This is a genomic window from Laceyella sacchari, assembly GCF_004343255.1.
In the GTDB taxonomy this organism is placed as follows: domain Bacteria; phylum Bacillota; class Bacilli; order Thermoactinomycetales; family Thermoactinomycetaceae; genus Laceyella; species Laceyella sacchari.
The window spans coordinates 131,892-154,061 of record NZ_SMDD01000001.1 but is presented as its reverse complement, the minus strand read 5'-3'; the positions used below and the strand labels follow the sequence as shown (position 1 = coordinate 154,061).

21 protein-coding genes and 2 tRNA genes are annotated in these 22,170 nt (G+C 49.6%); 8 read left to right on the top strand and 15 right to left on the bottom strand.

From position 1 onward, the window contains the following. Nucleotides 1–53: 53 nt before the first annotated feature. Together EDC32_RS00790 and EDC32_RS00785 are read right to left on the bottom strand one after the other, a co-directional pair. Nucleotides 54–4,370, bottom strand: a complete 4,317-nt coding sequence (locus EDC32_RS00790) for a PolC-type DNA polymerase III (RefSeq protein ID WP_132219631.1) — start codon at nucleotides 4,368–4,370, stop codon at nucleotides 54–56. A gap of 146 nt (nucleotides 4,371–4,516) precedes the next feature. Continuing rightward, entirely contained in the window at nucleotides 4,517–5,065 is a 549-nt protein-coding gene (locus tag EDC32_RS00785; RefSeq protein ID WP_132219630.1) for a M15 family metallopeptidase, read from the bottom strand. A 216-nt stretch (nucleotides 5,066–5,281) separates the two neighbouring features. Here EDC32_RS00785 and EDC32_RS00780 point away from each other — a divergent pair, with 216 nt between their 5' ends. After that, on the top strand, nucleotides 5,282–6,781 hold the full coding sequence (locus EDC32_RS00780) for a class I adenylate-forming enzyme family protein (RefSeq protein WP_132219629.1): 1,500 nt from the start codon (nucleotides 5,282–5,284) through the stop codon (nucleotides 6,779–6,781). A 120-nt stretch (nucleotides 6,782–6,901) separates the two neighbouring features. Here the strand turns inward: EDC32_RS00780 and EDC32_RS00775 are convergent, their stop codons facing one another. The 4 genes from EDC32_RS00775 to EDC32_RS00760 form a co-directional block, all read right to left on the bottom strand. Further along, nucleotides 6,902–7,831, bottom strand: a complete 930-nt coding sequence (locus tag EDC32_RS00775) for a PD-(D/E)XK nuclease family protein (RefSeq protein WP_132219628.1) — start codon at nucleotides 7,829–7,831, stop codon at nucleotides 6,902–6,904. Nucleotides 7,832–7,952: 121 nt separating this feature from the next. After that, nucleotides 7,953–9,425, bottom strand: coding sequence for a degradosome RNA helicase CshA (gene cshA, locus EDC32_RS00770; RefSeq protein ID WP_132219627.1), 1,473 nt, complete (start codon nucleotides 9,423–9,425; stop codon nucleotides 7,953–7,955). A 257-nt stretch (nucleotides 9,426–9,682) separates the two neighbouring features. Next, entirely contained in the window at nucleotides 9,683–10,261 is a 579-nt protein-coding gene (locus tag EDC32_RS00765) for an Atg14 domain-containing protein (RefSeq protein ID WP_132219626.1), read from the bottom strand. 156 nt (nucleotides 10,262–10,417) lie between these two features. Continuing rightward, entirely contained in the window at nucleotides 10,418–11,560 is a 1,143-nt protein-coding gene (locus EDC32_RS00760) for a glycerate kinase (RefSeq protein ID WP_132219625.1), read from the bottom strand. Nucleotides 11,561–11,645: 85 nt separating this feature from the next. On the opposite strand from EDC32_RS00760, the gene EDC32_RS00755 reads away from it, so the two are divergent. Further along, nucleotides 11,646–12,932, top strand: coding sequence for a glycoside hydrolase family 18 protein (locus EDC32_RS00755; RefSeq protein ID WP_132219624.1), 1,287 nt, complete (start codon nucleotides 11,646–11,648; stop codon nucleotides 12,930–12,932). A gap of 166 nt (nucleotides 12,933–13,098) precedes the next feature. Continuing rightward, the gene (locus tag EDC32_RS00750) at nucleotides 13,099–13,416 is read left to right on the top strand and encodes a hypothetical protein (protein WP_022737829.1); all 318 of its coding nucleotides are present in this window, start codon (nucleotides 13,099–13,101) and stop codon (nucleotides 13,414–13,416) included. Nucleotides 13,417–13,511: 95 nt separating this feature from the next. Here the strand turns inward: EDC32_RS00750 and EDC32_RS00745 are convergent. The 3 genes from EDC32_RS00745 to EDC32_RS00735 all read right to left on the bottom strand — a co-directional run bounded on the left by EDC32_RS00745 (nucleotide 13,512) and on the right by EDC32_RS00735 (nucleotide 14,143). Further along, nucleotides 13,512–13,600 (bottom strand) — tRNA-Leu (locus tag EDC32_RS00745). A 143-nt stretch (nucleotides 13,601–13,743) separates the two neighbouring features. After that, nucleotides 13,744–13,829: transfer RNA gene (locus tag EDC32_RS00740), tRNA-Leu, on the bottom strand. Nucleotides 13,830–13,900: 71 nt separating this feature from the next. After that, nucleotides 13,901–14,143, bottom strand: a complete 243-nt coding sequence (locus tag EDC32_RS00735; RefSeq protein ID WP_132219623.1) for an FmdB family zinc ribbon protein — start codon at nucleotides 14,141–14,143, stop codon at nucleotides 13,901–13,903. 344 nt (nucleotides 14,144–14,487) lie between these two features. Here EDC32_RS00735 and EDC32_RS00730 point away from each other — a divergent pair, with 344 nt between their 5' ends. Both EDC32_RS00730 and EDC32_RS00725 read left to right on the top strand, forming a co-directional pair. Continuing rightward, entirely contained in the window at nucleotides 14,488–14,970 is a 483-nt protein-coding gene (locus tag EDC32_RS00730; RefSeq protein ID WP_022737826.1) for a divergent PAP2 family protein, read from the top strand. Nucleotides 14,971–14,997: 27 nt separating this feature from the next. Then, a complete protein-coding gene (locus EDC32_RS00725; RefSeq protein ID WP_132219622.1) occupies nucleotides 14,998–15,825 on the top strand; it encodes a cobalamin-binding protein in 828 nt (275 codons plus the stop codon). Nucleotides 15,826–15,884: 59 nt separating this feature from the next. On the opposite strand, the gene EDC32_RS00720 is transcribed toward EDC32_RS00725, so the two are convergent. After that, a complete protein-coding gene (locus EDC32_RS00720) occupies nucleotides 15,885–16,166 on the bottom strand; it encodes a YuiB family protein (protein WP_022737824.1) in 282 nt (93 codons plus the stop codon). A 145-nt stretch (nucleotides 16,167–16,311) separates the two neighbouring features. Here EDC32_RS00720 and EDC32_RS00715 point away from each other — a divergent pair, with 145 nt between their 5' ends. Next, the gene (locus EDC32_RS00715) at nucleotides 16,312–17,076 is read left to right on the top strand and encodes a chlorite dismutase family protein (RefSeq protein WP_054096452.1); all 765 of its coding nucleotides are present in this window, start codon (nucleotides 16,312–16,314) and stop codon (nucleotides 17,074–17,076) included. Between the two features lie 70 nt (nucleotides 17,077–17,146). Here EDC32_RS00715 and EDC32_RS16175 read toward each other — a convergent pair whose 3' ends face one another. Together EDC32_RS16175 and EDC32_RS00710 are read right to left on the bottom strand one after the other, a co-directional pair. Next, complete coding sequence (locus tag EDC32_RS16175; RefSeq protein ID WP_158283162.1) at nucleotides 17,147–17,278, bottom strand: YuiA family protein; 132 nt, start codon at nucleotides 17,276–17,278, stop codon at nucleotides 17,147–17,149. A 197-nt stretch (nucleotides 17,279–17,475) separates the two neighbouring features. Continuing rightward, complete coding sequence (locus EDC32_RS00710) at nucleotides 17,476–18,663, bottom strand: NAD(P)/FAD-dependent oxidoreductase (RefSeq protein ID WP_029072035.1); 1,188 nt, start codon at nucleotides 18,661–18,663, stop codon at nucleotides 17,476–17,478. A 305-nt stretch (nucleotides 18,664–18,968) separates the two neighbouring features. On the opposite strand from EDC32_RS00710, the gene EDC32_RS00705 reads away from it, so the two are divergent. Both EDC32_RS00705 and EDC32_RS00700 read left to right on the top strand, forming a co-directional pair. Beyond that, nucleotides 18,969–19,955 carry an NAD(P)/FAD-dependent oxidoreductase gene (locus tag EDC32_RS00705; RefSeq protein WP_132220861.1) on the top strand — a complete coding sequence of 329 codons (987 nt, stop codon included), beginning with the start codon at nucleotides 18,969–18,971 and terminating at the stop codon, nucleotides 19,953–19,955. A gap of 210 nt (nucleotides 19,956–20,165) precedes the next feature. Beyond that, entirely contained in the window at nucleotides 20,166–20,429 is a 264-nt protein-coding gene (locus tag EDC32_RS00700) for a hypothetical protein (protein ID WP_132219621.1), read from the top strand. A 96-nt stretch (nucleotides 20,430–20,525) separates the two neighbouring features. On the opposite strand, the gene EDC32_RS00695 is transcribed toward EDC32_RS00700, so the two are convergent. The 3 genes from EDC32_RS00695 to EDC32_RS00685 form a co-directional block, all read right to left on the bottom strand. Beyond that, a complete protein-coding gene (locus EDC32_RS00695) occupies nucleotides 20,526–21,200 on the bottom strand; it encodes a hypothetical protein (RefSeq protein ID WP_132219620.1) in 675 nt (224 codons plus the stop codon). 237 nt (nucleotides 21,201–21,437) lie between these two features. Next, on the bottom strand, nucleotides 21,438–21,794 hold the full coding sequence (erpA, locus tag EDC32_RS00690) for an iron-sulfur cluster insertion protein ErpA (RefSeq protein ID WP_054096454.1): 357 nt from the start codon (nucleotides 21,792–21,794) through the stop codon (nucleotides 21,438–21,440). A gap of 66 nt (nucleotides 21,795–21,860) precedes the next feature. Next, complete coding sequence (locus EDC32_RS00685) at nucleotides 21,861–22,103, bottom strand: aspartyl-phosphate phosphatase Spo0E family protein (RefSeq protein WP_022737816.1); 243 nt, start codon at nucleotides 22,101–22,103, stop codon at nucleotides 21,861–21,863. Nucleotides 22,104–22,170: the final 67 nt, after the last annotated feature.

The following is a 22,170-nucleotide window of genomic DNA, read 5'->3' as shown; positions in this document are numbered from 1 at the left end:
CACCATATACAAAAAAGCCCCCTCTTTAAGAGAAGGGGGCTTTATCTTTTCATTTAAAACAACGCCAATTGATTGCTTTGTGGCAAACCTTCCAAGCACCCTAGCCGATCAAGCACTTCCACCACGGTACTGGACAGGCGCGCCCGCTTTTGCAAGTCATCTTTTGAGAGGAACTCGCCCTCTTTGCGCGCTTCCACGATATTTTGTGCGGCGCTCTCACCCACACCCGAAATCGAAGCAAAAGGCGGCACAAGCTCACCATCGATCACCGTAAATTTCTCCGCTGGCGAACGATAGAGATCCACCGATTTGATCTTGACTCCGCGCGCATACATTTCCTGCACCAATTCCAACACCGTCAAGAAAGCCTTCTCCTTCGCAGACGCTTGGAATCCTTTCTCATTGATCTCTTTGATCAAACGAGATACATGATTATATCCTTTGAGCACCTCTTCGATATCAAAGTCTTTCGTTTTGGTGGAGAACAAAGCCGCATAAAACTCTGCTGGATAATACACCTTGTACCAACCGATCCGCACCGCAGCAGTCACATAAGCAGCAGCGTGGGCCCGAGGGAACATGTACTTGATCTTCTGGCAAGAACCGATATACCACTCCGGTACGTTGTTTTGCCGCATCAAGTCCGCCTCTTCCTCAGTTAAGCCTTTTCCTTTACGTACCTTCTCCATGATTTTGAAGGCCGCTTTGGCTGGCAAGCCCATGCGAATCAGATACAACATGATATCGTCGCGACAGCAGATTGCTTCTGACAGGGTACAAACGCCCTCATTGATCAAATCCTGCACGTTTCCTTGCCATACGTCCGTTCCGTGTGACAGCCCGGAAATGCGCACCAGTTCACTAAAGCGTTTGGGTTTGGCATCTTTGAGAATCCCGCGGGCAAAGTAGGTGCCAAACTCAGGAATGCCCAAGGTACCGTGTTCAATGCCATTGATATCTTCGGGACTGATCCCCAAACTTTTTGTGCTACGGAACAGTTCGATCACCTTGGGATCACCGAGCGGCACTTTGGTCGGGTCGATGCCCGTCATTTCATGCAGATAACGCTGAATCGTCGGCCCGGTATGCCCCAACAGGTCCAACTTTAAGATTTTCCCGCTGATCGCGTTGTAATCAAAGTGAGTCGTGATCGTGCCCGACTTCATATCATCGGCTGGATGCTGAATCGGGGTAAAGTCGAAGACTTCTTTATTTTGGGGCACAACCATCAGTCCCCCTGGATGCTGACCCGACGAACGTTTGACTCCAACGCATCCTTGCGCCAGCCGATCCAGCTCCGCTTGCCGCAAGGTGATCTCTTTTTGCTCCGCGTATTTTTTGGCGTACCCATATCCTGTTTTTTCTTGGACGGTGCCCACCGTCCCCGCGCGGTAAATATAAGCTTTGCCGAACAATTCCTCGGTGTATTGGTGAGCCCGAAGTTGATACTCGCCGTCAAAGTTGAGATCGATATCGGGCGCCTTGTCCCCTTCAAAGCCCAGGAAGGTTTCAAAGGGAATGTCGTGTCCGTCTTTCCACAGGTCCGTCCCGCACTTCGGACATTTCTTGTCAGGCAAATCAAATCCGCTCTCATAAGAGCCATCGGTGATAAACTCACTGTACTGGCAACTCTCGCAACGATAGTGCGGAGGCAACGGATTCACTTCAGAAATGAAGCTCAAGGCCGCGACCAATGAAGACCCAACCGATCCCCGCGAACCGACCAAAAACCCGTCTTGGAGCGATTTGTACACGATTTTTTGCGAAATCATGTACAACACGCTAAACCCGTGTTTAATAATCGAACCCAGCTCTCTCTCCAACCGGCTTTTGACGATTTCCGGCAACGGGTCTCCATACCATTTTTTAGCAGTGCTGTAACAAATCTCCGTTAATTCTTCTTCTGCCCCTTCCAGCTCAGGGGTAAATGTTTCATCCGGGAACGGCTTGATACCATCGTCGATCTGATCAGCGATCAACTGGGTGTTGGTGACCACCACTTCCTTCGCTTTCTCCGCCCCCAGATAGGAAAACTCCTCCAACATCTCATCGGTCGTCCGCAAATGCGCCTTTGGCAACGGTAATTGCGGCTTAGCACCGGTCTGGTTCATCGCGATGATCTCACGGAAGATGGCTTCATGCTCGTCCAAGTAATGGCTGTTGGATGTAGCAACAACGGGCTTGCCCAACCGTTCCCCGATTTCGACCAACAACCGATTGGCTTCACGGAGGCGCTCCGGGCTTTCCACCAACCCTTTCTCAACCAGATGCATGTTGTATTCGACAGGTTGGATTTCAAGGTAATCATAAAAGCGGGCAATTTCTTCAACCTCGCTGGGCGCCTTGTTAAGCGCCGCTTCATACAATTCCCCTCGCTCACAGCCGGAACCGATGATCAGCCCTTCCCGGTGTTTTATCAATTCGCTACGCGGAATGCGTGGCACCCGGTAGAAATACTTCAAATGCGACATCGAGATCAGTTTGTACAAATTTTTCATGCCTTCCTGGTTTTTCACCAACAAAATGGCATGAAATGGCCTCATCCGCGTATAATCGGTATCGTTGCGTTGTTCATTCAATTCAGCCAGATTGGTGATGCCTTTCTCTTTGGCCATGAGAAGCATCTTCCACAAGATATGCCCTGTGGCCTCCGCATCGTAGATGGCCCGGTGATGTTGCTCCAACTTCACTCCCAACTTATCAGCCAATGTGTTTAAGCGATGGTTACGCAAGGTTGGAAACAGAAAACGAGCCAACTCAAGCGTGTCCAAAACCGGGTTGGTGACCGGCTTTTCACCGATGCGTTTCACCGCTTCTTGCAAAAAGCCCATGTCAAAGCGAGCATTGTGAGCGACTAAAACACTGCCTTCGATAAAGGACAGAAAACGGGCAATCACATCATCAATCTCCGGGGCGTCTGTCAGCATATCATCCGTGATGTGGGTCAGCTCGATGATCTGTTGCGACAGTTTTCTGTGGGGATTGGCGAATTCGGAGAATGTGTCGATAATCTCCCCATTCTTTAACTTGACAGCAGCCAATTCGATGATGACATCATGCACCGCCGACAACCCTGTGGTCTCCACGTCAAACACCACATAGGTGTCGTCAGCGAGCACCCGGTCAGCCGCATTCATCACCATCGGCACCCCGTCGTCAACCACATTGGCTTCCAATCCGTACAACACTTTAACCCCATGTTTTTTGCTGGCGTCATAGGCGTCAGGAAACGCTTGCGCCCCACCGTGGTCGGTAACTGCCACCGCACGGTGTCCCCACTTCGCTACACGCTCAATCACTTTGCCAACGGCGGTGATGCCATCCATGGTGGACATGGAGGTGTGCAAGTGCAACTCCACCCGCTTTTCTTCAGCCGTATCCATCCGTTCAGGGACATGAACCTCCATCAGATCGCTAACCATCATGACCAACTCACGGGAAAACGTGTCAAACTGCACAGAACCGCGTACCTTCAGCCAGTCCCCGTCCTTGATCATGGCAATGATCTGTTCTTGCTCTTTTTCACGAGGAGAAGCGAAGAATTTGCAAGCGATGGAATTGGTGTAGTCGGTGATGTTAAACGTCAACAGCTTCCTTCCGCTCTTCAATTCCTTAACTTCCGCTTTGAACACTTTCCCTTTGATCGTCACTTTCCGCTCTTCTTCAGTAATGGAAGCGATCGAAACCGGTTCATCCTGGATCGCGTAACCAATCTTCTTCTCAAGCACAGGACTAGGTGCGTCAGGCTTTTCTCCCGATTTGGCCTTCTCCGCTCTTTCTTTCTGTTCAGCCAGCGCTTGCGCCACTAGCTGCCGCTCTTCTTGTTGCTTCTTCTCCTGAAAATAGGCGGCTGGCGAAACCTCTGACTCAGGCTTTTCACATACGAAACGCACCCGCAACTCCGCTCCAGTAATCCGCTGGTAACAACGGGTGATGTGCCGTTCCAATCCACGTTGCTCCGCCATTTGCAGTGTGGCCGGATTGGGGAAATCGATACGGATCACCCCATCATGAATCCGCCACTCTGTCTGTCCAAACCATGTGGAAGCGGCCGGGGCAACTCTTTCCTGAATCCACCGCTGGATAAAGCCCTTGTACATATTCAATACGGTGTCATGATCTATGTGATCATAGTCAAACAACACGTTGACTTGGATGTGTGGTTGAAAATGTTTTTTAATCCGAACTTGGAATTCCTGCCAGATCCCCGCATCAATCGGTTCTGGCAAGCGGATTCGGATTTTCCAGGCTTGTGCAGCCCGGTCGACCAGGACTTCAGTAATTGTTCCATCTTTGAATTGTTGGTCTAACCATTCTGTCGGCAATTGGACTTCCTTAAACAAATTCACTAACGCCTCTTGCCCCGTCATCCCCTCACCCCTGATCTTTTCGTTACAAAGACGAGTTTACCAAAAAGTTGAAGTCCCGACTATATCAAAAACCGCTAGCGGCAAATGAAAAAACAGGATATGAGGCAAAGATTTTCCGCCTCCGTGAGTAAACTTGAAGGATGGGCTTACCACCAACCCATCCACACTCTCCATCTCTTGGCAAGCATCAATTCGACGATTGACTGCCCAAAGGTCATTTCCAAATGCGGGTAATCCTTAAATCCCTTCCAATCCCCGCCCCACGCAAAGCCCAGCGCTTTGGCTTCTTGCACGACTTCTTCCCAATCGGGCACCCCATTCCCATTGCCATCTTTCTCCACATCCCAACTTAGACGCTTCTGTTTGGGATCATATAACGCAAAATCCACTGCCAGTCCGTAATTGTGGTAGGACTCGCCCCCTTGAGCATAGGTCACTACCCTCCCCGGCTTTGTCCGGCCTTTGGCATAAAGTTGATCTTGTTTCGCAAATGAGCGGAACCCTTCTGTGATCTGGATGTAAATCCCTCGTTTCCTGCAATTCTCGATCAATTGCTCCTTGGCCTGGGCCACTTGGGGATGCAAACCAGCCACTGAGTACTGCGCCGTCAGCACCCGCCAACAAACGACCATCAAAATCACTCCGACTACGACCACCGCTGTGCCCAGCCAGATGCGCAAACTTCTCTTTTTCATTTGCGCCGCTCCCTCTCATTTTTTAAAAAATTGAATACATCTCGCATCCTTTTCCCAATTTTAACTGAGCCCAATCCCCCCAACAATCGCTTTCTATCAAAGGTCTCTAATGAAAAAACCAACACAATCGGAAACCCGCTGATGATTGCTACTTGTGAGCTGCTAGTTTAATATATATTGTGTGAAATCTGAATTTTTATCAACTGGGGTGATTGCATGTATCCAGTGGGGGAATTTCTTAGAAGAAGAGCAAACTTTTCACCCAATCTTGAGGCATTGGTTTCCAATGAAACCCGCATCACCTACCGTGAATATAACCACCGTGTCAATCAAGTGGCCCACTACTTGTTGTCGGAAGGAGTGGAAAAAGGGGAGCGCATCGCTGTATTATGCGCGACTGACCACCCTTTTTGCACACTGTTTTACGCGATTGCCAAAGTGGGGGCCATTCTCGTCCCAATCAACTATCGGTTAACGTCGACAGAAATCGATTGGATGGTGGAATCAAGCAAGCCCCGTTTCCTGTTCTATGACGAGGCGTTCTCCAACATCGTTGATTCACTGTCCACCGATATAGAAAAGAAAATCAAAGTCAGCATTGGCGATGAACTCGATCCTTCGTTTGGGCAAATTTTCACCTTTTATCCCGACACGGAACCTTACATAGAGATAGATATGGAAGAAACTTGTGTGATCACGTTTACTTCCGGCACAACCGGCAAACCGAAAGGGGTGTGTACCACTCACGCCAATCTGTACCACGCCACGATGGCCTCCATGTTGGCTACGCAACCTGCCTATGGCAACCGACAATTAGCCTCATCCCCATTGTTTCACATCAGCGGGGTGTGCACAATTTCAGCGGCACCGCTATTTGCCTCCACGCTGGTCTTCATCCCCCACATCCATCCGGCTTATATATTGGATATGGTGGAAAAAGAAAACATCAACACGCTGTTCGCAGCGCCATCCCTGCTTCACCTGATGTTGCCTCGCTTGCTAAAGTCCGGCCAGGACTTCGCAACATTGAAAGAAATATACAGCGGCGGCTCTCCCGTTCCCGAATCGCTGATTAAACAATTTGATGCCTTGGGTTATCCGCTCAATGTGGGATATGGGACAACCGAATGCACCGGGGGTGTGACTTTTTGGCAATCACGCGACATGGATCACATCGGTTCAGTCGGCAAACTTCTCGTGGGCGAAATCAAAATTATCGATCCCGATACAAACCAAGAGCTACCGCCAGGCCAAATCGGTGAGATCGTGGTAAAAGGCCCTTTTGTGTTCAATGGATATTGGAACGACTTTGAAGCAACCCGCAACGCCCTAAAAAATGGATGGTTTCACACCGGAGACGCAGGCAAGATCGATGAGGAAGGATATTTGTACATTGTTGATCGGTATAAAGACATGATCGCGACAAGCGGAGAAAAAGTGTTTCCCGCGGAAGTGGAAGCCGTTATTCATCAGCTCGATGGCGTGGTAGAAGTAGCGGTAATCGGGGTGCCAGACCCGGTTTGGAGCGAGCTTGCCCGGGCTTATGTGGTAAAAGCGCCTGAGTCAGATCTCACCGAAACCGATGTCCTCGAGCATTGCCACTCCCGTTTAGCCAAATACAAACTCACCCAAGTGCAATTTATCGATCAATTACCCAAAAACGGCATGGGCAAAGTATTGAAATATGTGTTGCGCAAACAAGCACGGCAAGAATAAAGCATAGCCGAAAAAGGAGGCCTTTTCTCCTCTTTCGGCTATTTCATCTTCCGGAATTAACAATTTGAGTAAATATAGCGCAAACCATTCTTCCCTTACCATCATGACAACAAAGTGCTTTCATCGGCGTGCACGACAAACTTCTTGAAAATTGCACCACTGGCACGTCTGCTCGTCAGAAGTGGGGGGGAAAGCCTCCTCCGGCAAAGGGGCGTTCCGATCTGGATCAGCCAATAACTCTCTCATCTCTCGCACACTGGCATGCATCCGCCCTAAGGCCTCATCCATATCTTGCTCAGTGATACCAAACTGTTCGCACTCCCCCGTCAACAAGTATTCAGCGCGTAATTCGATCTGTGACAAAGGAACATGGTAGCATTGGTGCAGATACAACCCATACCACTTGAGTTGCGTAGCATGGGCATCCTCTTTTTCACCCGTCTTCCAATCGACGACCACCCATTTCTCCCCAACCCGATAAATCCAATCCACTTTGACGTACACCTTCGTCTCTTCCAAAATCCACTTGCTCAAATGTTCTGCCTCTACTGTTTCCGCGGTAGCAGAGTCACAACGCTCACGCAGGCTGGTGCTTTGCAAAAGATGGCGGATGCACAGCGGCAACCTCTCTTTCAATTCGGCAATCAATACCGCCGGGAGCGTCCCTCCATAATAAAGTTCATGCAACATGGTCCGCCGCGTTGGCATTTCCCACCATTCCACCGGGTCCCGCGAATCCCGCACGGCTTGGTTTAACAACATGCGCGCGATATGTTGCAATTCCTCCTCCCCCGGCAAAGCACGTTCCCGCTCCCAACGCTGCAAGGCCACATGAGCCAGGCGGTGCATCACTTCACCGAACACAAGGTTCAATGTACGCAATTGTTTCAGCCGATATAAACGTTTCGCTTCATCGGAGGCCTCCGCCAGCCAACCCGGATAGGAACCGTAGTAGTGGTAGTAATACTTACGCTTGCACTCCGTCAACAGATGGTGCCGTGATTGCGACCAAGACCACTCTGGATATGCCGGAATCTGTCCCATCGTCATCCGTCCGCTCCCCGTTTCTTTGTTTATATCACACTGCTAATGCTACATCTTGACGTTTGACCGGGTCAATGGCAAACAGAGGGGATTGAAAAACCGCCACCCGTATGGGGCGGCGGTTTCTTCACACATCAACATGATGGTTTTTACCCTTTTTTTTGTTGGTTACAAACGGCTTACCTTTGCCGGCAGAGCGATTCTGGCGATGGGGTTTGCCTTTGCTCCAGTCACCTCTACGCGAGCCGCCTCTTCCTCTGATCCCTTTCTTTTTGGGGAAGAAGCCGCCACCATCCTCCGAGATTTGCACAGGCGTGGTGTTGGGCTCTTTGGTCAGCAGTTTCAGTGCCGCGGCAACGACCGTCACGGGATCGTGCTTATCAAGCAAGTGGTTGGCCCATACAGCATAATCGCTGTCCGTTTGCCCATCAACCACTTTTGCTAACTGCTCGACAGCGATGCGCTGCTGTTCCCGCAACGCGTCTTTGATAGTCGGAATTTCCGCTCGTGTCATTTTGCGGCGAATCACCTGTTCGATCATCCGCAGATGATCCATTTCACGGCGGGTGACAAAGGTGGTCGCCACACCCGATTTCCCTGCTCTGCCGGTACGGCCGATCCGGTGTATATAGTTTTCCGCTTCCTGTGGGATGTCAAAGTTGTAGACATGGGTCACACCGCTGATATCCAATCCGCGGGCCGCCACATCCGTAGCCACAAGAATGGAGATCATCCCTTGTTTAAATCGTTGCATGACGGCTGTCCGGCGCGCTTGCGAAAGGTCACCGTGCAATCCTTCAGCATGGTATCCACGCTTGGTTAGCCCTTCCGCTATCTCATCCACCCGTTTTTTAGTGCGCGCAAAGATCATCGCCAATTCCGGTGCTTGCGTTTCGATCAACCGGCAAAGGGCATCAAACTTCTGTTTTGGGTGCAATTCAATGTAGTATTGTTCAATGCTCGGAATCGTCTCTTCTTTGGCTTTTACTTTAACATGAACCGGTTGGATCATAAATTTCTCTGCCAACGTTTTGACCGCCGGTGGCATTGTCGCTGAGAATAACAACGTTTGCCTGATGGCAGGCGCTTGTGCCAAAATCGATTCAATCTCCTCGATAAAGCCCATCTGCAACATTTCGTCTGCTTCGTCAATCGCCACCATCCGAAGATCGCTCAAACGGATGGTTCGCCGGCGCAAATGATCCTGCAATCGTCCTGGCGTACCCACGACAATGTGCGGACGTTTCTTCAAAGAGCGAATTTGCTTTTCAATCTCCTGACCTCCGTACACTGCCAATGTCCGCACCCGCTTGACCTTGCCCAACCGGTGCAGCGCCGCAGCCACTTGCATCGCCAGCTCACGGGTCGGCGTGATGACCAGACCTTGAATCCCATCCGAATCGAGGGAAATCTTCTCCACGAGCGGGATGCCGAATGCCGCTGTCTTCCCCGTCCCAGTCTGCGCCTGGCCCAATACATCTTGGCCATCCAATGCGAGCGGAATCGTTTTTTCTTGGATCGGAGTCGGCTGGTTAAAGCCCATTCCCGCGACCGCTTTTAACACATCCGGGCTAAGCCCGAAGTCATGAAATGTTTTCAATATCAATAAAGCCCCTTTCAGCTTCCATCACCGAAATCATCCACCCCATTCGATTGATGGAGCTGATGTCTCATTAAGCGTGATTTCCAAATAAAATATCGATAACCATCCCTGACATCTTCATTCAGCAGATGAGCCGTTTGAAGAAATGTAAGAATGAATACTCATCATATCATACTGCAAGGAAAATGTATTCCATTTTTCCCATAGAAAAAACCAACCCATTTATTGTCAAGGGTTGGCATGAGATTGACAAATTATCCACCAATCGGTGCTTTTGTATCTGTGCCGCGCACATCTTTGTGGAACGCGTTCCAAGAATCATTAAATTTCTTCAGATCGCTATTCACTTGGGACTCCAATTTCTTGCTTTCGCCTTCCAATTGTTCATAGTTGTCTTCGGCAGGTTCTTTGCCTTGACCAATCGCCTCATAGTACTTCAGGTTCAGCTCAAACATTTCGATCTCGATGTCTTTCAATTTGAGCTCGTTCTCTGTCAAGGTTTGCAAATCAGCCAATGTTTGGTCAGCCATTTTTTTGCGGTTCTCAGACAAGTTGGCTGTTTTGGCTTGAACTGCCGGAATTTGCGCCTTGATCTCCTGCAAGCCTTTGCGCTCCTTTTCAGAGCTTTCCTTTTGTTTTTTCGTCAACTCCAATACTTTATTCAGCGCCTCTTTATCCACATTTCCCTTTTGTAAGCTGATATTCAACGTGTTGACGGCCGTGTCCATCGCTACATTGTCAACAGTGGCAGCCAAGCGGTTGTTAATAGCGTTACCTTTATCAACGAGTTTGCTGATTTCCAGCACCACTTTTTCAGCGTCAGCTTGGTCCATGATTGAACAACCTACCAGTGACAATAAACTAATAACAAGAACAATGGCTATTCTTTTCATGTGATGAACCCCTTCGCTAAATGTGTACAACAAGAAATATCATATCTCTCATCATTAAAATATTCAATATATCTTTTATATATATCTAATAGATTGTTAATCCCACCCTCTTCCCAGCTTGATCGCTGTAGCCACCCGCCACACTGCCTTTTCCAATAACGGTTCAGCTTGGTCGAGCGCCTCTGCCAATGACATCGGCTGATCCACGATGGGGACCAACAATGAGATACCCGCATCCGGCAGAGTCACCTGCTCCCCTTCGATTCGGCCAGCAAAGGCAATAACAGGTACGTCCAGCCGTTTAGCCATTCGCCCGATGCTGACGGGCACTTTGCCATAGAAAGATTGGCTGTCAAAGCACCCTTCCCCAGTGAAAACAAGATCCACCTCGGCCATTTTCTCCATGAGTCCGCCCTGCGAAGCAATCAAATCAAACCCACTTTTCCTCCGGCATCCCAAACAAGACAACAAACCGAATCCAATCCCGCCTGCCGCTCCACTCCCCGGTGCGTACCGCTCATCCCTGCCTGTCACCCGCCTCATCACTTCGGCGTAGCGGCTCATCCCCGCTTCATAAGCAGGGATATCTCTGCTCTGCATTCCCTTTTGTGGCCCAAAGACTGACACCGCTCCCTCGGGACCAAGCAACGGATTTTCCACATCGGTCGCCAAAATCACATCAACTCGTCTGAGCCGGGGATCAAGCCCTGCCAAATCCGCCTGTGCCACCCGCAACAACGAAGCGCCATCACCCATGAGCTCTTCTCCCTTCGAGTCTGTGAAACGCGCCCCCAACGCCCTCAATAACCCCATTCCCCCATCCACGGTAGCACTGCCGCCCAAGCCCAGGATCAGCGTATCTGCGCCTTGATCCAACGCATGCCGAATCAACAATCCTGTTCCGTAGCTGGACGCTCGCGCCGGATCACGCTCCTGTTCGGCAAGAAGCGGCAAGCCGGAAGCGGATGCCGTCTCGATGACAGCCAACCGCTGTTGGGCCACCCACAGATACGAAGCCCACCGCTTTCGACCCAGGGGATCAGTAACAGAGACATTGGTATCCTGGCCGCCAATGATCTCCCGCAGCGCACGAACCGTCCCTTCTCCCCCGTCCGCCATGGGAAAAGGCACCGTCTCCACATCGGGAAAAACATGCCGCAATCCCCTGTCCATCACTCGTACCGCTTCCACACTGGCCAAAGAACCTTTAAACGAATCAGGAGCAAGTAAAACTCTCATCACGAAATCTCTCCCATCTGAATAATTGATCTGCCGTCTCATACATATGAAACAAGAAATGTTTGCGGCGAAAGGAGTTTTCACCATGCAAATCCATGTCGTGGCCAGGGGACAAACACTGCCTGGCATCGCCGAAGCTTATTCCCTTTCGGCGGATGTGATCGAACAGGCCAATCGCTTGCCCAATCCGCAAGATCTGGTACCTGGGCAAGCGATGGTTATTCCCATTTCAGGGCAATATTATTGGGTACAGCGAGGGGACACCCTTTACAAGATCGGCAGACGCTTCGGTGTACCCCCATTCAGGCTGGCTCAAATCAATCGTTTGTCCCCGCAAACCCCTTTGCGTATCGGTATGCGGCTTTACATCCCACCAGCAGCCAAACGACCAGCCGAAATAAACGCTTACATTGAGCCAGACACCCAATTGAGCGAAGCACTCCGCCGGGAGACGGAACAAGTCTCTCCATACCTGACCTACCTTTCTGTCGCCAGTTACCGCGTTCGGCGGGATGGCTCGCTACAAGCCCCGGAAACAAACCAACTGCCTGCCATCGCCCGCCGCAACCGCGTCGCATTGGCAATGGTGATAAGCAACCAAGAAGAAGATCAATTCAGCGAGGAGATTGGGCACATCATCATGAACAACACCGATGTGCAGGATCGGTTATTGGACAACATCGTCGAAACAGCTAACCGCGTGGGATACAGTGACATCCACTTCGACTTTGAATTTCTTCCTCCCCCTGATCGCGAGCCATACAACCGCTTTCTTGAAAAAGCAGTCAACCGCCTGCGCCCGCTGGGCTTTACGGTTTCGACGGCACTCGCTCCCAAGACCAGCAGAGGTCAACGCGGGCAATGGTATGAAGCCCATGATTATCGCTTTCATGGCCGCGTTGCCGACTTTGTGGTGCTGATGACCTACGAATGGGGATACAGTGGTGGCCCTCCTATGGCGGTTTCCCCCATCAATGAAGTTCGCAGGGTGGTTGATTACGCTTTAAGCGAAATGCCTGCTAACAAAATCTCTTTGGGTCAAAATCTATACGGCTATGATTGGACCTTGCCATATCGCCCAGGCAATCCGCCTGCCAGGGGCTTGAGCCCACAACAAGCCATCGCCATCGCCGCCAGGGAAAACGTAGAGATTCAGTATGACCCTGTCGCGCAAGCACCCCACTTCAATTATGTCGACGATGATGGCAACCGGCATACCGTCTGGTTTGAAGACGCCCGCTCCATCCAGGCCAAAATCAATTTAGTCAAAGAGCTCGGGCTTCGTGGCATAAGCTATTGGCGGCTCGGTCTTGCCTTCCCCCAAAACTGGCTCTTGATCGGTGATCAGTTCCAAGTGGTCAAAAAAAGATAAGTATACCGCCTTCGCGCCCTAAACGCCATAAAACCCTGACCTCGCACTTATCCGAATATTATTTCTTGATTCAATAGTATTTCTTCGTTATCTATAGCAGGAATGTCCTCCTTAACGCCGTATAGGATAATAGGTCGCTAAAGCAATCGGGAAAAAGGAGGAAGCCATGAAACATAGAAGAGAATTCACTGTCAAAGGCTGGCTGTTTGACCATATCACCCTGACATGGCGCGAAGGCGAGCTGTTCGCAGATCGGCCGGACATTTTGGAAGTGATCAAAAACCGGGTAAAGCAATTGGAAGACTTGCGTGCGTTCATCTTATGCCCGGAGACACGCCGTTTCTATATGGAAAATTACCTCGCTGAGCCCTTGTCCGCTTACCTTGTGCTCAAACATATTCTTGACTCGATTTACGAAGGCCCAGACAAAAACGAGTTGTTGCGCATGACGGGTTCTTCCTATTATGTCGCCTCACTCACTTGACATCATCAAAAACGCCTCGACAGTTTCGGGGCGTTTTTGCCTTTTGATCCGTAAAAATGGCAAAAGCCCTGACCTGCAACAGGTCAAGGCTTGGTTGGTGCTGAGGGTCGGACTCGAACCGACACGGTGGTCACCCACCGCAGGATTTTAAGTCCTGTGCGTCTGCCTATTCCGCCACCCCAGCATGATATCGGCAGGTTGATGAAATTCAATCTAACACGCGTTCACGGCTAAGTCAAGAACGAATGGGATAACGGCTTTGAGGCGCTGTAAAAAATAAAAACCACATATCCCAATGAATATGTGGTGAGTTTTCGGTATGTAAGATGGTGCCGAAGGTGGGACTCGAACCCACACTCCTTGCGGGAACACGATTTTGAGTCGTGCGCGTCTGCCAATTCCGCCACTTCGGCAACTCGTAACAACGAAATTAAATATATCACAGCTTTACTCGATTGACAACCCTTTTTATAAAAAAATTTTTTTACATGTCGGGCCGGGCATCCTTTGTTGCTTGCCACACCGCTTTGGCCATCTTCTGCCGCGAAAGGGCCAATTCAAACAAAAGACTGTCTGTCGTTAAAAAAAGGTGTTTTGAACCCCTTTCGCCGCAGGTGGGACATTGAACGATGTCAGACTTTCCTTGCAACACTCCAAAACTCTTTCCACATTTGGGACATTCACATCGATCAAGCAGTCGGGCGAACCCCGGCAAATAGTTATTCATTGGCTTGCCTCCTATACAAGTCATTCAAATCCGCCTCCGCAAAGTTCTCCCCCTTCCATCCATGTTTAAAAAGGCATAAGAAAGATTCGCCCATCCGCTTCTAATCTCCTCTTCAAAAAAGAGGATCCGTCGTTTTAAAAAAAGGGTAGGATATAATATAATGAAATAGTTTATCTCTGACAAAATAGCAAAAGATGGCGGAAACCCGCCACTTACACAACCACCATCCTCGGTGGCCCGGGGGATCATGCCCCCGTCAAAAACGAATACACACATTAACTAAAATGAGCCGATGAAGCGTAGAATTCGTTTACCGCACTTCTCAGAAAGGGTGACCCCGATCGATGCTGGAACAACTGGCACACAATTTTCCTCTCTGGACATCACTTATCGCCATCACACTGGCCCAACTGCTGAAGGTTCCTTGGAATTACACCATCACCCGCCAGTGGGACTGGAATTGGTCATATAGTTCGGGCGGTATGCCCAGCGGCCACACCTCCGCCGTCACTTCCTTGGCCACTTCCATCGGGTTGACCTCAGGCTGGAACTCACCTGCATTCGCCATTGCCACGATCTTTGGCATCATTGTCATGTATGATGCGACTGGAGTAAGAAGACAAGCTGGCATGCACGCTCAAGTATTGAACCAACTGGCAGAAGACTTCTCGCTTTTGCTCCGCGAGATTCGCCATCTAAATGAAAAACCGTCCTCGGAAACCCGAATCAAGTTGAAAGAGATTTTGGGCCACAAACCAATTGAAGTATTCACTGGCGCCTGGTTCGGCACGCTGGTTGCCATTTTGATGTATTACATTTGGTATTAACAGCCCAACTCAAGAGGAGGCATGGGAATGAAACGCATCATATCGATCTGTCCGAGTAACACCGAAATGCTTCACTTCTTGGGCTTGCGTGAAGAAGTATGCGGCCTGGACGACTTTTCCGACTGGCCGCATACATGGCAACATCTGCCCCGGGTGGGACCAGATCTGGACATAGACATGGACAAAGTCAAGGCGTTGCGTCCAGATTTGGTCATCGCCTCCCTCAGTGTACCGGGAATGGAGAAAAACATCTCGCAGCTTAAACAAGCAGGCATTCCCGCCTTGGTTCTCAATCCCAAGACCCTGCAAGATATTGCAGAAGATTTCGTCTATCTTGGAGATGCCCTCGGTATGCCCTCACAAGGGCGAGTTGCCAAACAACGCTTTTTGCAGGAGATATCCCTCATTCAGGCTGCCATTCCACGTCAAACAACCCCACCGCGGCTCTATTTTGAGTGGTGGCCCAAACCCGTGTTTACTCCTGGCAGAAAAAGTTGGCTGACGGAACTTTGCCAACTCGTCGGCGCAACCAATATTTATGCTGATCACGACACCGAAAGCGTGCAAACGGACTGGGACGACGTGGCCGCACGGCAACCTGACTATGTGTTAGTCACATGGACGGGTGTGCCGCGAGAACGAATCAAACCCGCCTTCTTCACCTCCCGTCCCGCTTGGCAGGGAACCCCCCTGATCGAAAAGGGCAACATACACATTTTAGAAGAAGGATGGTTTTGCCGTCCATCTCCGCGTCTATTGCTCGGCGTCAAACAAGTGGCACACCTGCTTTACCCTGATCGCTTTCGCGCGCCTGAAGAAGGAGACCCGTATCAGGACTCACGGCTTCGCCCATGAGCGGCCAAAGCACAAAAAAAATCCGAAACCTTGGGTTCCGGATCACTTCGCGCACCAGATCAAAACATGCGATACCCTTTTTGGCGCAACGTCTTGATCGTCCATATACCACCGATCGCGCCCGCCAAACCCGAGAAAAAGAGAACCGCGTTGACCACTGTAAATATTTGGTTGACATCTTTACCCACATAAAAGGCGACTCCGAAAAAGATGATCAGTGGAAGCCATGTGGTTTTTAGGATCATGTTTAAGATAAATCCAATTCCAAAAAACAGCACAAAGAGCAGTGGAATGGAAATAATCAACTGGGCGAGATACAAGTTGACCGCCTCCGTCATCATTAAAAATCCTCACTCATTGTACTGAAAATAACCCATTTGGTCAAATGCGGCCGGGAAATGATGGCGATTTGTTGAAGCCGTTTGCTTCTTTCTCTCCTCTTTCGCTACAATAGGGGTTGGATAAAGTAAAAGGAGGACTTTCATTATGCGTCCACAAGGCAGACCTTCCTTCTCAGGAAGACCAGGGGCACAAACCGGTGAAGAAGCGCCGAAACGCCCAAATCTCCCAACCCAATTCGTCAACTTTACATTCTTCAAAGTAGATCCGGCATGGCGCCGCCTCAGCGACGCAGAACAACAAAAAGGCAAAGAAGAGTTTGCCGCGGTTGTGAAAGAGTTCCAAAACAAACCAGGCATGTTTGTTCTGTCCTATTCGTTGGTAGGAATTCGCGCTGATGCCGAAATCATGCTCTGGCGGATCGCCAACGAATTGGAAACGTTCCAAGAAATGACCAGCCAACTTATGCGAACCGGCTTGGGTAAATACCTAACTATCACATATTCTTACCTCTCCATGACGAAACGTAGCGTATACGTGGACAAAATGGACCCTGAACATCAAAATCCCCGCACCCACATTATTCCGGGTCGGAGCAAATATCTGTTCATCTATCCTTTTGTCAAAACGCGCGATTGGTACCAACTCTCCTTCCCTGCACGTCAAGGGATGATGGACGAGCATATCCAAGTGGGAAGCAAATATCCAACCGTCAAGTTGAATACCACTTACAGCTTCGGCATTGACGACCAAGAGTTTGTGGTCGCGTTTGAAACGGATGACGCCAAAGACTTCTTAAACCTCGTGCAGGAATTGCGCGAAACCGAAGCAAGCCGTTACACATTGCGTGACGTGCCCATGTTTACCTGTATTAACCATGCAGACATTATGGATGCGCTAAACACACTATAAAGCAAAAAGTCCCGGGCTACGGGACTGGGCATAATTTATATAAGATTGTGAAATTTCTGTATATTATATGTTAACGCGATTTTTTATTCCCGCTCCCTTTGCAGGCATAACACGTCTCCGAACCACCCAGGAGCAAGGTGACATAACCGTTTCCCTCACAGTATTTGCACGTGTCTTTTCTGCTTTTAGTCGATCTCAGCATGATTCATCCCCCTTTTTTACTCTATTTTCCGAATATTATATATGATATTAATAAATAAATAAACACGCAAATGATTTGGTATCCTCTTAAAAACATGGATGTAAGCGATAACAATAAGTAGTTTCTCTTTTTTTCAAATAAATACATCATCAAACCAAAAAGAAACCGACCCTTCCAGTTGAAGGGCCGGTGACTGATTACAGCTTTCCTTTGCGCAATACCAATGACAAACCACCCAAAAGATAAAACCAACGCAAATCGATCATCTTTTTCATGAATGCTGCTGATCCACCCATCAATTTCTTGTTGCCAACCACACCAATCGCTTCTTTGCGGCCGAGAGAAGCAACGGTACCTTTTGGCATATATTTGAATGGCTTCATTTCTCCGCCACGCAACTTCACAGCCAAGTTTTTGCCCAAGTACTGTCCTTGTTGGGTAGAGATTTGCGCTGTCGGTGGGTATGGGCGCTCTTCTTCATTGAACACCAAAGAGCTGTCCCCAATGATGAAGACATTGTCATAACCCGGCGCGCGCAGGTATTCGTCTACTTTGACGCGGCCACGCATGGTCTCGATACCCGATTCCTCAACTAATTTGTTGCCGCGCACCCCTCCGGTCCACACCACAGTGGCCGCTTTGATCTCTTGTCCACCCTTCAAAATGACACCCTCTTCGGTGCATTCTTCGATCGGGGTGCTGATCAAGAATTCGACGCCTTTGCTTTCTAAGTATTTCACTGCATATTCAACCAGCTCTTTGTCAAATCCAGGCAACACGGTCGGCGCAGCTTCCACGTTGACAATCCGAACTTTCTCCAACGGGATGTCGTATTCACGGCACAGTTCAGGCATCCGGTCAACCAATTCTCCCACATACTCGATCCCTGTGAAGCCAGCGCCACCCACCACGATGGTGATCAACTCTTCCTTCTTCTCGAGCGCATACCGCGCAAACATATATTCCATATGCTCGCGGATTGCGCGCACGCTGGCAATGTTGCGGATGAAGAATGCGTTCTCCATCAGACCTTTGATACCGAAAGTCTCCGGCGCGCTTCCCAAGCCCACGACCAAATAATCGTATTTGAGCGGCTCGTTGCTTTCCAATTGGACTTCCTTCTCTTCCAACTTGATCGCCGTCACGCGGTCTTGAATAAAGTTAATCCGTTTCGTATTGATCACGGATGGAATCGAAAGACGCGCATGGTCATGATGGGAAGTACCGGCTGCCGGCTTATGAAGCTCCGTCGTCACATAATGGTAAGAGTTTTGGTTCACCAACGTGATCTCTGCTTCGTTGCTTTTCAATTCTTTCGCCAAGCCTTTTGCTGTCATGAGACCGCCATAGCCTGCACCCAGAATAACAATTTTAGGTACACTCATCATTGATCACATCCATCTACTTGTTATGATTAATTCCTCACAAACTGGGGAAGTCTTACCTTATCGTCCTTATTGAATCATGCCATTGTTTATGATATGATTTTCACGTTCTTTTGGCAAGAGCTTTTTGTTTTCATTCTGTCACACATCCCTCACCATTATCCTCTGTGTATCTGGCTTGGTAATTTTTTATCAATTCGTATAGTCCCCTTCTTTTGGTTTAAGGTATTATATATAGAAAATGCATAGAGATTTAATTGCCATATTAAGAATATTGCGGAGGTGTTCACATGACACAACCACACATGGATGCGCAGGTGACTGATATCGCCATTATCGGAGCAGGTCCCGCGGGTTTGTTTGCAGCGTTTTACGCCGGAATGCGCCAAGCTTCGGTCAAAGTAATTGAGAGCATGCCCCAGGTGGGCGGCCAACTATCCGCACTATATCCTGAAAAATACATTTATGACGTAGCAGGCTTTCCCCGCGTGACGGCCCAAGAATTGGTCAACAATCTGGTTGAGCAGGCCAAACACTTCAATCCTATTTATTGCTTGGATGAGAAAGTGTTGGAAGTGAACAAAAAAGAAGAGCGCTTGTTTGAGATTGTCACGCACAAACAAATTCACCGCGCCAAGTCTGTGATCATCACCGCGGGATGCGGCGCTTTTGAGCCCCGCAAACTGGGGTTAGCCGGGTCCGAACGCTTTGAAAACGCTAACCTCTTCTATTTTGTCAAAGACAAGCAACAATTTGCCGGTAAAAACGTCTTGATCGCAGGGGGTGGTGATTCCGCGGTAGATTGGGCCCTCATGTTGGAACCAATCGCCAACAGTGTCACCGTGGTGCATCGCCGTGACAAATTCCGCGCCCACGAGCACAGTGTGGAACAGATGAAAAACTCCAGCATCCGTGTCATCACCCCACGTGAAATCGAAGCCCTGCACGGGGATGACCGCATTGAGCGCGTCACTCTGGTCGACAAAAAGAGCGGGGTGACCGAAACATTGGAGACCGATGCGTTAATCGTAAGCTACGGATTTGTCTCTTCCCTTGGGCCGATTGCACAGTGGGGCTTGGAAATCGAAAACGGTGCCATCAAAGTCAACTCCCGCATGGAGACCAACATCCCAGGCATCTATGCCGCCGGTGACATCGCCACCTATCCTGGCAAAGTGAAATTGATCGCCGTGGGCTTTGGTGAAGCGCCCACTGCCGTAAACAACGCCAAACAATACTTAGACCCCGAAGCAAGACTGCAACCCGGCCACAGCTCCAACTTGAAATTATGACAAAACTCCCGCGCCAGCGGGAGTTTTAAGCTTGATCACTGTCAAAAACGACTTTCGTGCGTAATGTTCCTTGTTCGGGATAAGGGAAGTAAATCCGCATCGATTCTTTCCGAAAACACTTGACTTTGTCATGAGCCCGTCTCGCCCGTTTTCCACACGTTGCATGTTTTCCCCACCTGGAGGCAAATTAAATGGCAAAGGAGGATGACCATGCAGCCCAAGTCGACATTGTCTTGTCCCGTTTGCAACGGCTTCAGCCCTTTTGCCGCCTCATGCCCCACCTGTGGGCAACCACTAGTGGACAACGGCCGTTACATGGATCTATTTGGGGATTACAGCCCATATCGTCCCATTGACGATGCCAAACTGACCGATGGGCTCATCGATGCCCGCACTCATCAATGCCCACACTATGCCACTTGCCGACATTGCGGTTATGAAGGAGTGCAACTTATTCAAGAACAGAAGTACTAGCCATGCCTGGCATCAAGTGACACACACGAAAGAGTGAAGCAAATAAAAAAACGGCGGAACATTACCATGATCACCGCCGTGGGCTTTACTCCACCTTTAGACCATTAACGACGTATACAGTGACCATACCGATAGGGCAAAGCACACCAGTATGGCAATCATGACCAAGCGCCCTCTTCGCTTCAACCTCTTTTCCCAGTCCGCTTCTTTTTGCGCAAACTTCGTAACCACATCGTCCAGCGCTTGTTCCTTTTTCTGTTGCTCGCAAAGTTGATCTTGCAACGATTGCATCGTCGACTCGAGTTGGCTCTGTTTTTCTTCCAGGCGGCTCATGCGTTCTTGCCATTCCGCTTCCACCCCCGCCCACCATTCAGCTTGCGACTCCTTGATCCACTTCTGCAACTCCTCTTTTAATGCGGCTACTTCGGTTGCCAGAGCTTCCTTTGATTCAGCAATCGTCTGATTGGCCAGCGATTCCATTTGGTGAACTTGTTGCACGACAAACCGTCTTGTTTCCCTGTCATCTGTCCGGATCGCTTCACTGATCAATTGCACATCCCGATAGACTTCATTCAGTTTGTCAGAAACCGCTTTGGCCGAATGCCTTACAAACTCAGCTTCCCGCAACTGTTCATCCACATCCCGTAACCGAGCCCATTCGCGTTCACAAGCTTCCAGCCGGTTATGTAACTGTACCATTTCCTCGTAGACCTCTTGCAGCTCATCCACCGCATCTCTGCTCTGTTTGCCAAACCGCTCAAACAGTCGCATCCTTCTCTCCCCTTTTTGCAAAGTGATATCCACCATGATACCAGCGAAAAGCGGTCGTTTTACCCGCAAAAAGTGACCGCGCCATGACACCTGCTTTCAAGGAAAACAACCCTGTATGCAGTAAAGCTGGCTTTATACATGAATGAAGCCCGCCCCCACCGCGTCGCAGCTTGGCGAAGCAGATGGGGGCGAGCCCATGGTTACAGCGTTATTCTTATGCGATCCTCACAACTGCCGTCAGCAATCACTCGGTTTACCTGCATCGGTCGCAGTACGGAATGAAGAGCCGCAGCCACAGGTGGCGATAGCATTGGGATTGTCAATGCTAAACCCGCCTCCGATCATGGATTCTTTGTAATCAATCACGGTGCCCTTCAGCAAGGGTTGGCTGTCTTTGTCGACCAGTATACGCACCCCATGCTGTTCCAGCAACGCATCACCGTCTTGTTTATCTTCATCAAACCCCAGCCCGTAAGAAAATCCGCTACATCCGCCATGTTGCACACTTACGCGCAGAAACAGGGCTTCAGGGTTCTCTTGATCTTGCATCATTTCTTTTACTTTGAAAGCGGCTTGCTCAGTCAACGTAATCATCGGGTGTCCCCTCCTTCTGATACCAGTATACTAAGGAATCACCCCGACACACAACCGAGCGACTCGCTACATGACCTTATATCTTATATGCTCGTTCGCTTCTTTGGATTGCACCATACTTGACCGAATATGGTACACATTCTCCCTTTTTCGACCAGAACACGACTTTTCCCACATATTGTGCAGGTGATCCAATTCTTGACTGAGTTGATACACCTGCGGATGTCCCAATCCCAAGTCTAGCGCAGCCTTTTCCATCCGCTTACGGACACATTCCATGCGCTCAGCGAGCGAACCACAAAACTCCACGCTAAGCCCTCCTCCCCTTAATCTGACCCAACCCTCTCTAACCTCGAAAAAACATTTTCTCTTTGTA

Bases quoted from the DNA above. Each gene is read 5' to 3' on its own strand.
- EDC32_RS00705 (WP_132220861.1), top strand. From the start codon at position 18,969: ATGGATGCGCAGGTGACTGATATCGCCATTATCGGAGCAGGTCCCGCG.
- EDC32_RS16175 (WP_158283162.1), bottom strand. From the start codon at position 17,278: ATGCTGAGATCGACTAAAAGCAGAAAAGACACGTGCAAATACTGTGAG.
- EDC32_RS00790 (WP_132219631.1), bottom strand. From the start codon at position 4,370: ATGACGGGGCAAGAGGCGTTAGTGAATTTGTTTAAGGAAGTCCAATTG.
- EDC32_RS00750 (WP_022737829.1), top strand. From the start codon at position 13,099: ATGAAACATAGAAGAGAATTCACTGTCAAAGGCTGGCTGTTTGACCAT.
- EDC32_RS00785 (WP_132219630.1), bottom strand. From the start codon at position 5,065: ATGAAAAAGAGAAGTTTGCGCATCTGGCTGGGCACAGCGGTGGTCGTA.
- EDC32_RS00755 (WP_132219624.1), top strand. From the start codon at position 11,646: ATGCAAATCCATGTCGTGGCCAGGGGACAAACACTGCCTGGCATCGCC.
- erpA (WP_054096454.1), bottom strand. From the start codon at position 21,794: ATGATTACGTTGACTGAGCAAGCCGCTTTCAAAGTAAAAGAAATGATG.
- EDC32_RS00720 (WP_022737824.1), bottom strand. From the start codon at position 16,166: ATGATGACGGAGGCGGTCAACTTGTATCTCGCCCAGTTGATTATTTCC.
- EDC32_RS00715 (WP_054096452.1), top strand. From the start codon at position 16,312: ATGCGTCCACAAGGCAGACCTTCCTTCTCAGGAAGACCAGGGGCACAA.
- EDC32_RS00710 (WP_029072035.1), bottom strand. From the start codon at position 18,663: ATGAGTGTACCTAAAATTGTTATTCTGGGTGCAGGCTATGGCGGTCTC.
- EDC32_RS00730 (WP_022737826.1), top strand. From the start codon at position 14,488: ATGCTGGAACAACTGGCACACAATTTTCCTCTCTGGACATCACTTATC.
- EDC32_RS00760 (WP_132219625.1), bottom strand. From the start codon at position 11,560: ATGAGAGTTTTACTTGCTCCTGATTCGTTTAAAGGTTCTTTGGCCAGT.
- EDC32_RS00735 (WP_132219623.1), bottom strand. From the start codon at position 14,143: ATGAATAACTATTTGCCGGGGTTCGCCCGACTGCTTGATCGATGTGAA.
- EDC32_RS00700 (WP_132219621.1), top strand. From the start codon at position 20,166: ATGCAGCCCAAGTCGACATTGTCTTGTCCCGTTTGCAACGGCTTCAGC.
- EDC32_RS00780 (WP_132219629.1), top strand. From the start codon at position 5,282: ATGTATCCAGTGGGGGAATTTCTTAGAAGAAGAGCAAACTTTTCACCC.
- EDC32_RS00775 (WP_132219628.1), bottom strand. From the start codon at position 7,831: ATGACGATGGGACAGATTCCGGCATATCCAGAGTGGTCTTGGTCGCAA.
- EDC32_RS00765 (WP_132219626.1), bottom strand. From the start codon at position 10,261: ATGGACCAAGCTGACGCTGAAAAAGTGGTGCTGGAAATCAGCAAACTC.
- EDC32_RS00695 (WP_132219620.1), bottom strand. From the start codon at position 21,200: ATGCGACTGTTTGAGCGGTTTGGCAAACAGAGCAGAGATGCGGTGGAT.
- EDC32_RS00725 (WP_132219622.1), top strand. From the start codon at position 14,998: ATGAAACGCATCATATCGATCTGTCCGAGTAACACCGAAATGCTTCAC.